Genomic DNA, 14,578 nt, shown 5'->3' on the forward strand with positions numbered 1-14,578 from the left:
GACAGCACAAACAGACATTATGAATTTCCAACATATTGCAACGGGGCTATTCCTGTGTCTGTGCTCAATGCTGGTAAATGCAAAACATGTTGAGCCTGATTATGCCAGGCAGCCACAAACGGTTTCGGAAGAACTGTGTGAAGCTGTAAAGGACTATGATGACTGGAAGATATACCATGATCAATGGATTTCAGAAGCATATGATTTAGAGCGTTACCAATGGCAAGCCAGCAAAGGGTATCCGGTCAAAGACTCGAGGTTCTACGAGAAAACGGATTATGATAAGTATTCAACAGAAACTCTGATGCGTCTGGCGCAGGAGGGTGATAAGGCGGCCAACCTGGAGCTGGCACAACGTCATTATTATTTTCGTTCGGGCAAGGTTACTGATGCGGAACATTTTTGCTATATGGCGGTGGTTGATGGCTTCAGTGCCATGACCAGCTGCATGATCAGCAGCTATGGGGAAAAGATTGCCAGGCAGATGGCAAAAGATCAGGGACAATCGTCGGAGCGACAATTGAAACTTAGGCTTAAGCTGCTCGGATGGGCGCAAATCAGTCAGGATTTTGATGACATATTTGCACAGCAGTTTGCAGAGATATTGAAGCCAGGTTATCAACGTAATGATATCACTGATGCCATGATAAAAGACGCTGCCGAATCAATCCGTGAAGAGCTGAAGCTGGCGCGACAGGAGCGCAAGCAATACAAAGAGACGCTGACTTTTGATGTTAAGCAGAAGATGCCAGAATTATGGCGTATGTTGGAACAGAATAAACTGGAAGAGCAGGTCATAAATAGCTGCTTTATAGAGAATGAGTATGCAACAGAGTAACCCTGATTATGATCTGATCATTGTTGGTGGCGGCATGGTTGGCCTGGCACTGGCTGCTCGGCTGGCGCAGAGCCAACTAAAAATTGCCATTATTGATCCCAAGCCCGTGGAAATGAGCTGGGACAAAAGCGACTATGATTTGCGGGTCAGCGCCATCACTCGAGCCAGTCAGAAGTTGCTCGATGAGGTGAGCGCATGGGACTATATTGGGCAGGATGAAAAGACTGCCTACCAAAGAATGTATGTGTGGGATGGCGAAGCCAGTCGCGGCAAGATTGAGTTTGATGCAAAGCTTTTGGCTGAGCCCAACCTTGGGCATATTATCGAAAACCGTGTGCTGCGTCGCAGCCTGTTCCAGGCCATCAAACCCTATCGAAATATTGAATTCCTATCGCCGCAAAAATGCGCCCGAGTTTCCTATCAGGCGGAGCAGGCGAGCATTGAACTGGCTGATGGTAAAAGTATTTCGGCAAAATTACTGGTCGCTGCCGATGGCGCCATGTCATGGCTCAGAAAAAACAGTGGTATCGAAATAAAACAAAAGCCTTATGGCCATAAAGCCATTGTGGCCACCATCAAAACTGAGAAGTTGCATCAAGAAACTGCCTGGCAACGCTTTGACCATAATGGACCATTAGCTTTCTTACCACTGACTGATGAACATCACTGCTCCATCGTCTGGTCAGTCAAAAGCGACTATGCCGATCAGCTGATGGCGTTAGATGACAAAGAATTTTTGCAGCGACTCGAGCAGACATTTGAAAATACCCTTGGGCAGTGTTTGGAAACCAGCCAGCGAGTTGCATTTCCATTAATTGAGCGCACTGCAGAATCCTTGGTCCAGGAACGCATCGCATTGATAGGCGATGCAGCGCATACCATCCATCCCTTAGCCGGACAGGGCGTTAACCTCGGCTTCAGCGATGTGATAGAACTTGCCAAAACCATTGAGAAAAGCATCAATAAAAACCAGGACATTGGCCTCAAAAGAAACCTGCGACCTTACGAACGCGCGCGCAAAGGCGATATTTTAATGATGCAAAAAGCTATGCAGGGCTTTAAATTACTCTTTGAACAGGACATACCATTTATACAAATGACCCGAAGTTATGGTTTGGCACTGACCAATCAGCATCCACTGTTGAAACAGCAGTTGATCAAACAGGCAATGGGGTTGTAGGGAAATAAACATGTATGTGGTGATCTTTAAGGCAAAAGTTCGACAGTTTGATGATGAGTACTCACAAATGGCAGAACGTATGCGTGAGCTAGCACTAACAGAATTTGGTTGTCTGGAGTTTAATGCAGTGACCGAAGGTGATCAGGAGATAGCACTTTCTTACTGGCCATCCGAAGAACACATCAAAGCCTGGAAGCAACATCCCGAACACCTTGCAGCACAACAACTCGGTAAAGAACGATGGTATGAGTCTTACTCGGTGGAAATAGCAGAAATTATGCGCTCTTATTAGTTATCAAACTTCCTAGATTAATCCGCTGGTTGTCTATCGTTATGGTTTACTGTTTAAGTATTGGGTAAAACCCCATTTGATTGAGCTGAGTCGTAGCCAAGTCATAGCAATTCAAAACAGGACGTTTTGAATAGTAAAATTCGGGCCACGGATGGAACGTATTTTACGGTACCCAAGGGGGCAGACCCTGCGTTAAGTGGCTTGGCGCAGAAGAAGGTAGTTGAGCGAAGCGAAGCCTCAATCATGGGGTGGTCTTCTTTTATGAAGTACATCCTTGTACTTCACCCTTCGGGCTAGCTTTGCTATTCAAAATCGTTCCAGACGATTTTGTGGTTACTTAGAGCAAGACAAATTTGTCAGGAACAAATTTGAACAGCGGAGCTAAGCGACGCTGGCTTCAGCGGAATACAGGGATGTATTCCGCAAAACTAACTCGCTAAGAAGCGAAACACAAATGCAGAATAGGACCATAAAACCTTGATCCACATCATCCCCTGTCTGACTAAAACAGAAATAATAGCGTCCTGCCCTTGTAATATTTAATGATAATAATTATCATTTGCGAACTTCTCACGAATTCTTAAATTGGTGTTATGACGATGAAAAAAACTTGGCTTACTGGCTTGTCTGCAAGCGTGCTGTTAGTACTTAGCGCCTGTTCTGATGAGTCTGCGCAATCAAGCGATACTCAAGCTCAATCTCCGGAAGCTCAAAACACAACTCAAACCACAGCTCAAGCACAGCAAAATGATACGCCTATCGTGGTTTATACCTCACGCAAAGAGCATCTGGTTAAGCCTTTCTTTGAGCAGTTCACTGCCGAAACTGGCATTGATATTCAATATATTACTGATAGCGAAGCAGCCTTGATTAGTCGCCTTAAAGCCGAAGGTGAGCGCACTCCGGCAGATGTTTTAATCACTGTTGATGCGGGTAATCTCTGGTTGGCAACACAGGAAGATGTCCTGCAGCCTATTGAGTCACCTGTACTTGAAGCTTCAATTCCTGAGAGCTTGCAGGACCCTGAGAATCACTGGTTTGGTTTGACCGTTCGCGCCCGTACTATTGTATACAGCACGGAGCGAGTAAAGCCTGAAGAGCTAGCCACCTATGAAGCATTGGGTGACGAGCAGTGGAGTGGTCGTCTATGTTTACGCACCTCGAAAAAGGTCTATAACCAGTCTTTAGTTGCGATGTTGATTGCCCGTTATGGTGAAGAGAAAACTCAACAGATCGTCGAAAGCTGGGTTGCAAACCTGGCAACGGATCCTTTCTCAAACGACACCAAGGTTATGAATGCTATAACCGCAGGTGTGTGTGATGTAGGTGTAGTAAACACTTACTATTTTGGTCGTTTACAGAAAGAAACACCAGACATCCCATTGGCTTTATTCTGGCCTGATCAGTCGGAAGAAGGTTACGGTGTTCACGTTAATGTCTCCGGCGCAGGTATCACAAAGCATTCTGATAACCAGCAAAATGCGTTAAAATTGATTGAGTGGTTGGCGAGCGAAGAAGCTCAACAAATGTTTGCCGGTTTAAATATGGAATACCCAGCCAATAAAAACGTTAAGCCAACTGAGGAAGTTGCAGCCTGGGGTGAGTTTAAAGCTGATACCACCAACTTATCCAAAGCTGGAGAATTACAGCCTGCTGCGGTGAAATTAATGGATCGCGCAGGTTATCGATAATTTAAGATAAGCGAATCATATTGACTGATAATACTGATCAACAGACCTCTCAGAACGCCAGCACTAAACGCTGGCGTTTTGGCGTTTTAAAGAAAGTGGATGGCTTCCTGCTATGGGCCATTCTGTTGATCTGTCTATTGCCGTTACTGCCTCTTTTATTTTCATGGTTCAATCTTGAGCCGGAACTGTGGCAACATCTTTGGAATACCCAAATCCCCCAACTGCTCAGCAATACGTTTTGGCTGGTATTGTTGGTGGGCGTGGGAAGTTTCCTGATAGGGGTATCGCTGGCCTGGCTAATTGTGATGCACGACTTTCCAGGTCGAGCAATTTTGCAGTGGGGATTAATGCTGCCACTGGCAATTCCGCCCTATATTCTGGCATTCACGCTGCTGGGTTTTACCGATTATGAAGGACCACTCCAACACTTTCTTGAAGCGATTGGGCTGGGAGTTGCCTGGCTACCGGATACACGTAATGTTTTTGGTGTCGCCTTAATTTTTACTTTGTCGCTTTATCCCTATGTCTATCTACTGATGCGCAGCGCCCTGCAACGCAAAGGCCGCACCAGCTATGAAAGCGCCAGAACTTTAGGCTATAGCAGAGCTAAAGCTTTCTGGCGATTGGTCATTCCGCTGACGCGTCCAGCCTGGATCGCAGGCCTGGGACTGGTGCTGATGGAAACTTTGGCGGACTTTGGTGCGGTAGCCATTTTCAACTTCGATACGTTCACCACTGCAATTTATAAGTCCTGGTACGGTTTTTTCAGCGCAGGAACCGCTGCGCAACTGGCCTGTATTCTTCTACTGTTCGTTGCTTTGTCGGTGTTGGTGGAGAAGTGGGGACGCGGCCAGAGTCGTTATGAGCAGACAGGTATAGCGCTCAAAGAATACCGCCAGCCACTCACTGGCTGGTGGGGCTGGCTGGTGCAGATTTTTGCCTGGACCGTATTTGCTCTGGGGTTTGTACTACCCGTCATCCAATTGCTGGTATGGGCAATAAAAACCTATGAGCGACATACCGATGGCACGCTTCAACTATTAAGCCATACCATGATTCTGGCGGTGGTTGCAGCATTAATTACGCTGGTCGTTGCTGGAATTATGGTGTGGGCGAAACGCAATCGAGAGTCCGCCAGTCGTAATTTGGCCATTGAGTTTTCACAATTGGGCTATGCATTACCGGGAACGGTATTGGCGGTTGGTATCATGATGGCCCTTAACTGGATTGATGGTGGTATTGCCAGTCTATTTGGCATTAAAGGGCAGTGGCTGGCCAGCGGACTTTTTGCCTTGATCCTAGCCTATATCATTCGCTTCCTGAGAATTGGCTACGGTCCTGTCGCCAGCTCAATGTCACAAATAAAGCCGAGTGTGGTCGAGGCAGCTGCCAGCCTTGGTGCCGACCAGAAAGAGCGCCTGTGGCGAGTATATATTCCCTTGTTGCGCCCCGGCGTTTTCACGGCATTGCTACTGATGTTTGTGGAAGTGATGAAAGAGTTGCCAGCAACCCTGATGTTACGTCCGTTTGGTTGGGATACCTTAGCGGTTCGAATTTACGAACTGACCTCCGAAGGGGAATGGGAAGTGGCCGCACTGCCGGCTGTTCTGTTAGTGGCAGTAGGTATTTTGCCAGTAATATATCTGATCAAAAAAAGTGAGTCGTAACGGACTCTAGAAATCGAAAATCGTTCCTAAAACAAAAAGACAGGGGTAAAATAACTCATGTCCCATCTACTCATTCCGAGTTAAATCACCATGTACAAATTGTCTTCAGGCCCCGTGGCCTATAATCCTGCAGTTGAAACATTGCTTAAAGCGACACAATTACCGACCGATGATCTACAGGATGATGAATACATAAACGGCATTCAGTTGTTCACGTTGGAACTCGACGAACAGACGGTTGGTGTTGTTGGTCTGGAGCTGCATGGTGAAAGTGCTTTGGTGCGCTCTTTGGCAGTTGCCGAAAGTGAACGAGGCCAAGGGCTGGGCGTTCTTCTATTGAAGCATGCGGAAGCAGCAGCCCAGATATTGGGCGTGAAAGAGCTCTATTTATTGACCACTACAGCAGCCGATTTCTTCCGAAAATTAGGCTATGAAGTTGCCGACCGAACCATCGCTCCACCCTCCATCGCACAGTCAAAGCAATTTGCAGGTATTTGCCCAGCTTCAGCAACCTTTATGGTTAAACGATTAGCTGACTCTATCAGTGCATAATCAAAGGTTATTTAGACCTATAATTCTAGTGTCGCAGGGTTCTTTTAAGCCTTTTTCCCCTGTATAATCGCTGGCCATTAAATGAACGACTGGACACACCTTAATGGCCAACAAAACCCCTCTTTACCAAGCACATGTCGACGCCAACGCGCGTATCGTTGATTTCGGTGGCTGGGATATGCCTCTTAACTATGGTTCACAAATCGATGAGCACCACGCGGTGCGTCAGGATGCGGGCATGTTTGATGTTTCTCACATGACCGTAGTTGAAGTGACAGGTGGTGAAGCCAAAGCCTATTTGCGCTATTTGCTGGCCAATGATGTCGATAAGCTCAAAGAATCGGGTAAAGCCCTTTATAGCGGCATGTTAAACGAAGAAGGTGGTGTTATTGACGATCTTATCGTCTATTACCTGACAGATACTCATTATCGTGTGGTTGTGAATGCATCGACTCGCGATAAAGACCTGGCCTGGATGGAAAATGTCGCCCAGCAATTCGATGTGGCCATTGAAGAGCGTGTAGATGTCGCCATGATCGCGGTGCAGGGTCCGAATGCGATTGAAAAAGCACAAAGCATCATGAGCGATGAGCAAAAGGCTGCTGTTGCAGGCCTTAAGCCATTCGTCGCTGCGCAGGCAGGTGATCTGTTTGTGGCCCGCACCGGATATACCGGTGAAGACGGCTATGAAATTATGGCACCGGACGCAAAAGGCATCGAATTCTGGAATCAACTGGCAGCAGCAGGCGTAAAACCCTGTGGTCTCGCTGCGCGTGACACCTTGCGCCTGGAAGCTGGTATGAATCTTTATGGCCATGACATGGATGAAACTGTGTCGCCGCTTGAGGCGAATATGGGCTGGACCATCGCCTGGGAACCAGAAGACCGCGATTTCGTAGGACGCAAGGCCTTAACGAAGCAGAAGGCACAGGGCGCACCGCGCAAGCTTATCGGTTTGGTGCTGGAAGACAAAGGGATCATGCGTGAAGGTCAGGAAGTGATCGTTAATGACGAAGTGGTTGGCGTAGTCACCTCTGGAACCATGTCTCCAACTACCGGCAAAAGTATTGCCATGGCCCGCGTTAATCGTTCGCTACAGGAAGAGCAGGTACTGGTTCAAATCCGTAAGAAGCAGTTATCCGCTCGAGTGGTAAAGCCAAGCTTTGTGCGTAAGGGTGAATCACTGATTTAATCAGCGCCCGGGCAGAGGTTTCTGCTTGGGCAGATGAAAAGTTTCATATACAATACGCTTACTTTTTGAGCGACTTTTAGAGTTTATTAACAGCCAGCCAAGATGCGGCGAAATATTGAGGAATATTTAAATGAGCCAGATTCCAGCAGAATTAAAATACGTATCTAGCCATGAGTGGATCCGTGATGAGGGTGACGGAGTAGTAACTATCGGTATTACCGACCACGCACAGGAATTATTGGGTGACGTTGTGTTTGTCGACGCGCCAGAAGTGGACAGTGAAGTGGATGCAGAAGATGAAATTGCAGTGGTTGAGTCAGTAAAGGCTGCTTCAGATATCTATGCGCCACTAGCAGGCACAATCATCGAAGTGAATGAAGAGCTGGAAGATTCACCTGAGCTGGTTAACAGCGATCCTTATGGCGATGGTTGGATGTTCAAGATGAAACTGGCTGATGCGGGTGATATGGATAGCTTATTATCAGCTGAAGAATACGCTGACGAGATCGCTGAAGACTAATTCAACTTCCTATCGCGGCGTTAAACGCACTTATTTGTCAGCTTATTTACGAAACGAAGTAAACTACGCCTCCAAATAAGCAGTTTGCCTTGCGCTAGGAACCTGAATAAGTTTTGGTTTAGGTCGTAACCTAGCCTAAGAAAGTTTTCTGAAGTTTTTGCGGCGAGTAAAGTTGAAAACAATTTCAAAGTTTAAGCAATTACGGTAAGTGTAAGATTTAAGGGCCTCGAATCAATATCGAGGCTTTTTCTGTTTTAATTAGTGGCTGATTTTAGCCGTTTAACCAAAGTAGGTATTTGAAAGCTATGGCTGACACATTGAGTTTGAAAGGGGCACCTTTGCAGCAGTTGCAACAGTCTGATGACTTTATTCGTCGTCACTTAGGCCCTCGTGAGGACGAAATCCAGGAGATGTTACAAGAGCTTAACCTAAGCTCGCTGGATGATTTGGTGGATAAGGCTGTCCCACACAAAATTCAAATTGATGCTCCACTGGCGGTGGAAGAGTCGCGCTCTGAAACGGAAACTTTGAAATACCTTAAGTCGTTGGCGGACAAAAACGTCATCGCAAAATCCTACATCGGTATGGGCTATTACGACACCATCACCCCAACCGTTATTTTGCGTAATGTGTTGGAAAATCCAGGCTGGTATACCGCCTATACGCCATATCAGCCTGAAATCGCACAAGGTCGTCTTGAAGCCATTCTAAACTTCCAGCAAATGACTATGGATCTTACCGGCATGGAATTGGCCAGTGCTTCATTGCTGGATGAAGCAACCGCAGCCGCTGAAGCGATGGCTTTGGCTAAGCGTTCTTCCAAGAATAAAAAATCTAACAGCTTCTTTGTTGATGAAAACGTGTTCCCACAGACTTTGGATGTTGTGAAAACCCGTGCTGAACATTATGGTTGGGATATCGTAGTCGGTCCTGTAAGCGAAGCAACGGAACACGACGTGTTTGGTGCTTTGTTGCAATACACCGACGTCAACGGTCAGGTCACCGATTTAGAACCTATCATCAGCAAACTGCATGACAACAAGGCGATTGCCTGTGTTGGCGCTGACATCATGAGCCTGGTATTGCTGAAAGCGCCGGGCGAAATGGGTGCTGATGTGGTCTTTGGTTCAGCACAACGTTTTGGTGTACCGATGGGCTTTGGTGGTCCACATGCAGCCTTCTTTGCGACTCGTGATGCGTTTAAACGTTCATTACCGGGCCGTATTATTGGTGTATCGGTTGATACTCGTGGCAATCAGGCCATGCGTATGGCGATGCAGACCCGTGAACAGCATATCCGTCGTGAAAAAGCGACATCTAACATTTGTACCGCGCAGGTGTTGTTGGCCAATATCGCAGGCTTCTACGCGGTCTATCATGGCAAAAAAGGCTTAACCACCATTGCCAATCGTATTCATCGTTACGCCACCATTGTTGCCAAAGCACTGCAAAACGCTGGCTTGGAATTGGTCAACGACAGCTGGTTCGACACGGTAACTTTCAAGGCTAAAGACGTGGATACGGTTCAGGCTCGCGCTAAAGCAGCATTGATCAACTTACGTTACAACGGCGACAAGGTTAGCTTCTCAATTGACGAAGCGAAAAATCAGGCCGATATCGAAGAGCTGATTGAAGTCTTAACCGGCGAGAAAACCGATGTGTTCGCTTTGGATTCAGAAGCCAAGAGCAGCATTCCAGCAAGCCTTGAGCGCACTACAGATTTCCTGACGCACCCTACTTTCAAGAAGTATTATTCTGAAACAGACATGCTGCGTTATTTGAAGCGTCTTGAAAACAAAGACTTCTCATTAGCTCACGGTATGATTCCGCTTGGATCGTGCACCATGAAACTGAATGCAACCAGCGAAATGATTCCTGTGACCTGGCCGCAGTTTGCGAATATCCATCCGTTTGCACCAGAAGAGCAGACGGTTGGCTATATTGAAATGATTAAAGAACTGGAAGCCGATCTGGTTGAAATTACTGGTTATGACTTTGTTTCCATGCAGCCTAATTCAGGTGCACAGGGCGAATACGCTGGACTATTAGCGATCAAAAAATACTTCGAAAGTATTGGTGAAGACCACCGCAATATCTGCCTTATTCCAAGTTCGGCACACGGTACAAACCCTGCATCAGCACAGATGGCTGGCATGAAAGTGGTTATCGTAAAGTGTGATGACAAAGGTAACGTGGATGTTGAAGACCTGGAAGCTAAAGCGGTTGAATTGAAAGATAACTTGGCTGCATTGATGGTGACCTATCCATCAACGCATGGTGTGTTTGAGGAAGAAATTAAGCACATCTGCCAAATCATTCATGACAATGGTGGTCAGGTTTATATGGATGGCGCCAATATGAATGCTCAGGTTGGTATTTCAAAACCAGGCGAAATTGGCTCAGACGTTTCGCACCTGAATTTACACAAAACCTTTGCGATTCCTCACGGTGGTGGTGGCCCGGGCATGGGTCCAATTGGTGTTAAAAAGCATTTGGCACCGTTTGTTTCAGGCCATGCGGTTCGTAAGGTGCATAGTGTTGATGCACGTGATGGTGCGGTATCAGCAGCGCCATACGGCAGCGGCATGATTCTGCCAATCTCATGGGCCTATATCAAAATGTTAGGTCGTGAAGGCTTGCGTAAATCCACAGAAGTGGCCTTGTTGAACGCTAACTACCTGAAGAATAAGTTGGCACCACATTACCCAGTACTGTATATGGGCCGTAACGATAAGGTCGCGCACGAGTGCATCATCGACTTGCGTCAGATAAAAGCAGAAACCGGTATCAGCGAAGTGGATTTCGCTAAGCGTCTAATGGATTATGGTTTCCATGCACCTACTATGAGTTTCCCGGTAGCCGGCACTTTCATGATCGAGCCAACTGAGAGTGAATCAAAGTACGAACTGGATCGTTTCATTGATGCCATGATCAGTATTCGTCAGGAAGTTGAAAAAGTACGCTCAGGCGAGTGGGAGGCGGATAATAATCCGCTGAAAAATGCGCCGCATACACAGGCTGACGTGCGTCACTGGGATAAGCCTTATTCAATTGCCGAAGCGGTTTACCCATCTGAGTCGACCATTGATGCAAAATTCTGGCCAACCGTAAATCGTATTGATGATGTGTACGGTGACAGAAACCTGATTTGTAGCTGTCCAAGCATTGAAAGCTACCAGGATCAGGACTAGTCAATAAACAGAAAAGCCAGCGTTTGCTGGCTTTTTGCTATTAAAAGAAAAAGAAGGAAGCTGAATTAATGGCTGAATCAAAAGGTGAATTTATCGCCGTTAGTACGGGTATGAATTTAGGGGGGCAAATCTCTGTAATAGCTAAGGACTACATTCAAAAAGCAGATGTAGTTTATGCCTTAATGCCTCATACATTGGCTGAACGATGGTTAGAAAGGTTAAATCCTAACTTAAAAAGCCTACAACCCTTTTACGGAGTGGGTAAATATCGCATGCAATCATACGAAGAAATGATTGAGGTGATGATGGATGAAGTTAGAGAGGGTAAGAAAGTATGTGGGGCATTTTATGGTCATGCTGGAGTATTTGCCTGTGTGCCACGATTAACAATAGATAAAGCCCGTAAAGAAGGTTTTCGCGCTCTAATGGAACCAGGTATTTCTGCAGAAGCCTGTTTATACGCCGATATTGGTATTGATCCCGGAGTTCATGGCATTCAGGGTTATGAAGCTTCCCAATTTTTATTCTACAATCAATCAATTAACAACGCTGCCTATGCAATTATGTGGCAAATTGGCATAGTAGGAGAGCATACGGCTACGCAATTTGAAACCAAGCCAGAGTGGGTTGAGGTTTTTGTTGAGCGATTGAAAGAGTGGTATCCGTTATCTCATGAAGTCATTCTTTACGAAGCCGCGGTACTTCCTATTGAGGAGCCGAGAATAGAGCGTCTACAACTAAAAGATTTGCCACAAGCGGAAATGTCTACTAAAAGCACGCTGGTTATCCCACCAGCTAGAGCTCTCGAATTGAATATCGAAGTTCTGGAAAAAATGGGATTGAAACCAGAAGATATTGCTCACGGGTAGTGAGTTGGAAGTTGGTAAAAAATACTGTATAAACAGTAGCTTATTATTTTAATAAAGAGGGAGTTCACTATGTCGAAGCAAAAACTAGAAGAGTTCATCATTCAATTGAGCGAGGACTCAGAGTTAAAACAGTCTTATATTGAAAATCCAATGGCGGTTATGCAGAAGATTGGCTTAGAAGAACAAGAAATAAAGGCTATTATGTCAGGAGATAAAAGACAGATATCAGCAATGCTTGGGCAGGATGCTGAGTTGATTGTTACAGGAATAATACACTTAGTTAAAAAGTAAAATATTTATAATATAGTTTAAATAACGTACAGTTAAGCAAGCTGTGTGCTAAGCTAAGCATACAGCTCGTTACTAGGAAATTATAGATAAGGATGTTGGGACTCGTACTGAATGAAGGCTTTAATAAAAAAATCATGCATTACATTGGCGCTACTATTCTTTGCGTCAGTAGCTATTTCTGTCCAAAGTTTAGAGGAAAAGCTAAACGAGGCACATCGACTGTTAACTTCAAGCCCAGAAGAGAGTGGTAGATACCTTAGTGAACTAGAAGCTGAACAGCTAAACTTAAATGATAATCAAAAAGAAAGATTCCTACTGTATAAGGGGCACAACTCATTACTACAAGGAAAGCATGATGAGTCAATTCTCTATTTAAATAAATTAGTGGAAGAGAGTAAAAACAAAGCAGCGAAAGCACAAGCCTATTCGATGTTGGCAGTGGTATATACCAATACCTCAGAGTTTATGAATGCTTTCGTGAATATAGAGAAAGCAAGATTAATGTTAGATGGTTTAACGGATGAGAAAGCAATTAAAACTGTTTTAGCAAATGCTGCCACAATTTATACAGAAGTAGGCTTCGTTGACAAGGCTTATGAGTATTCAAACAGTTATCTAAAAGAGGTAGGTAAATCAGGGGTAGAAAAGGAGTTATGCTACGCATACTTTAATTCGGCATATATTGAAATTCAGCTTCAGAATTATGAAAAAGCCCAAGAGTATTTTTCAATTGCGTTAGATAATTGTGAAAAGTCGAAGCAAAAGCTTTTTCATACAGTAGCCGCACAAGAAATAGCATCTTTATTAATTATGAAAGACAATGATGTCAGTCATTTGGAAAGTTTAAAAAATCTACAGGATGAGATCCAAGAAATAAACTGGGATATTGCTGAGGCTGGCGGCTTGATTAAAATTGCTGAAGCAAATTTAAAATTAAAGAAAAATGAAGAAGCAGTAAAATATGCAGAAAAGGCATTTACTACTAAAACCACTGATAGTTATCTTCCTCATAAAAAAGAAGCCACTCGAATACTCGCGACTGCGTATTCTAATCTTGGGAATAACGATAAAGCAATTGAGTATTATCAATTGTATATCGACACGGAAAGACAAATTCAGTTGCAATTAAAACAGCGTAAAATGGCTTATTTTATTGCAATGCAGAGTATGGAATAAGGCTGGAATATGAGTAAATCTTATTTTGAAAAAGCAATGAAAACTACCGTCACTATAATCTATGGCATGTTAATGCTGATAGGCTTTAACAATGTTGCGCAGTCTGAAGAAATTCTAGAGCCTCATGGTTATTCCAATATTCTAGAAGCAATTGAAATTGATAAGACATCAAATATTGAGTCGGCAAAGAAATATATAGAGTTACTTGAGAAAGACTACGAAAAATTAAATACAGATCAAAAAGAATTATTCACACTCTTCAAAGGACATGCCTTAGCTCTTGAAGGTAAATTTGATGAATCAACTCAGCAGCTCGAAGAACTTATCCGGAACTCAAAGAATGAAACTTTGGTCACTCGAGCACATGCATTAGTTGCTAACATTTATTTGTTTTCAGGAAACTATGAGCAGGCTTACCAGCATGCTTCTGATGCTATTGAAGGACTGGAGTCTATGGACTCTCATCCTTGGCATAAGTATGCAGCATTACAGAATTTAACAAGCTTGTTTAGACAATCTGGAATGACAAACACGGCTATTGGCTATGCAAGACAAATGCTAAAGGTTGTCAGTCAAAACAAGCATCCATTGCAACTGTGTGGTAGTTATTTTGAGTTGGCAGATTTAGAGTTAAGCATAAAGAGTGTAGATATGGCGCGCATTCATAGTGAAGAAGCTATGCTGCATTGCAACGAAGCCAACGATCCTATTTATTACACGCTGGCTTTAGATTTACAAACAAAGTTAATGGCTCAGGCTAACAAAAGTGATAAAGCGTTAGAATTGCTCAAAGAGCACTATCCTGTAGTGAAGTCAGTTGATTATAAAACAATGACCAATGTTTTTGAGATAAGACTCGCTTCAACGTATCTTGAATTAAAAGATTTTAGTAATGCTCAGACAATTGCAGAATTAGCTTACCAAAGGGCGGAAGAATTAAACGATAAAGTTCGTCTAATGGAACTTTCAAAAATTTTGGCGAGTGTTTATTCTGAAACCGGTGAGTTAAAGAAAGCCGTTGAGTATTATCGTCAATACATCGATCTTGAAAAAGAAATTGATATTATGACCAACAAACGCAAAATGGCGTACTATATGGTGAGTCGTAGGAAGTAATAC

The 14,578-nt window shown here is 44.4% G+C and carries 13 protein-coding genes; all 13 read left to right on the forward strand.

Annotated elements, in window-relative coordinates; genetic code table 11:
• Positions 1 to 19: 19 nt before the first annotated feature.
• Positions 20 to 838, forward strand: a complete 819-nt coding sequence (locus B158_RS0102675; protein ID WP_051082495.1) for a hypothetical protein — start codon at positions 20 to 22, stop codon at positions 836 to 838.
• Positions 825 to 2,018: a UbiH/UbiF/VisC/COQ6 family ubiquinone biosynthesis hydroxylase gene (locus B158_RS0102680; protein WP_018623791.1), complete on the forward strand. Its 1,194-nt coding sequence runs from the start codon at positions 825 to 827 to the stop codon at positions 2,016 to 2,018. Before B158_RS0102675 ends, B158_RS0102680 begins: the two co-directional genes overlap by 14 nt.
• Before the next feature lie 10 nt (positions 2,019 to 2,028).
• Entirely contained in the window at positions 2,029 to 2,310 is a 282-nt protein-coding gene (locus B158_RS0102685) for an antibiotic biosynthesis monooxygenase family protein (RefSeq protein WP_018623792.1), read from the forward strand.
• Between the two features lie 599 nt (positions 2,311 to 2,909).
• Positions 2,910 to 4,001, forward strand: coding sequence for a Fe(3+) ABC transporter substrate-binding protein (locus B158_RS0102690; protein ID WP_018623793.1), 1,092 nt, complete (start codon positions 2,910 to 2,912; stop codon positions 3,999 to 4,001).
• Between the two features lie 20 nt (positions 4,002 to 4,021).
• Complete coding sequence (locus B158_RS0102695) at positions 4,022 to 5,668, forward strand: ABC transporter permease (protein WP_018623794.1); 1,647 nt, start codon at positions 4,022 to 4,024, stop codon at positions 5,666 to 5,668.
• A gap of 90 nt (positions 5,669 to 5,758) precedes the next feature.
• Positions 5,759 to 6,220 (forward strand): arsenic resistance N-acetyltransferase ArsN2, encoded by a 462-nt coding sequence (gene arsN2, locus B158_RS0102700; protein WP_018623795.1) that lies wholly within the window; start codon positions 5,759 to 5,761, stop codon positions 6,218 to 6,220.
• A gap of 103 nt (positions 6,221 to 6,323) precedes the next feature.
• Positions 6,324 to 7,412 carry a glycine cleavage system aminomethyltransferase GcvT gene (gene gcvT / locus B158_RS0102705; protein WP_018623797.1) on the forward strand — a complete coding sequence of 363 codons (1,089 nt, stop codon included), beginning with the start codon at positions 6,324 to 6,326 and terminating at the stop codon, positions 7,410 to 7,412.
• Positions 7,413 to 7,542: 130 nt separating this feature from the next.
• Positions 7,543 to 7,932 (forward strand): glycine cleavage system protein GcvH, encoded by a 390-nt coding sequence (gcvH, locus tag B158_RS0102710; RefSeq protein ID WP_018623800.1) that lies wholly within the window; start codon positions 7,543 to 7,545, stop codon positions 7,930 to 7,932.
• A 323-nt stretch (positions 7,933 to 8,255) separates the two neighbouring features.
• A complete protein-coding gene (gene gcvP / locus B158_RS0102715; protein WP_407635755.1) occupies positions 8,256 to 11,123 on the forward strand; it encodes an aminomethyl-transferring glycine dehydrogenase in 2,868 nt (955 codons plus the stop codon).
• 68 nt (positions 11,124 to 11,191) lie between these two features.
• Entirely contained in the window at positions 11,192 to 11,992 is an 801-nt protein-coding gene (locus B158_RS0102720) for an SAM-dependent methyltransferase (RefSeq protein ID WP_018623807.1), read from the forward strand.
• Positions 11,993 to 12,061: 69 nt separating this feature from the next.
• Positions 12,062 to 12,283, forward strand: a complete 222-nt coding sequence (locus B158_RS0102725) for a hypothetical protein (protein ID WP_018623808.1) — start codon at positions 12,062 to 12,064, stop codon at positions 12,281 to 12,283.
• 111 nt (positions 12,284 to 12,394) lie between these two features.
• On the forward strand, positions 12,395 to 13,459 hold the full coding sequence (locus tag B158_RS0102730) for a tetratricopeptide repeat protein (protein ID WP_018623809.1): 1,065 nt from the start codon (positions 12,395 to 12,397) through the stop codon (positions 13,457 to 13,459).
• Positions 13,460 to 13,468: 9 nt separating this feature from the next.
• Entirely contained in the window at positions 13,469 to 14,575 is a 1,107-nt protein-coding gene (locus tag B158_RS0102735) for a tetratricopeptide repeat protein (protein ID WP_018623810.1), read from the forward strand.
• Positions 14,576 to 14,578 lie beyond the last annotated feature (3 nt).

It is taken from the genome of Kangiella aquimarina DSM 16071, from assembly GCF_000374105.1.
Classification (GTDB): Bacteria; Pseudomonadota; Gammaproteobacteria; order Enterobacterales; family Kangiellaceae; genus Kangiella; species Kangiella aquimarina.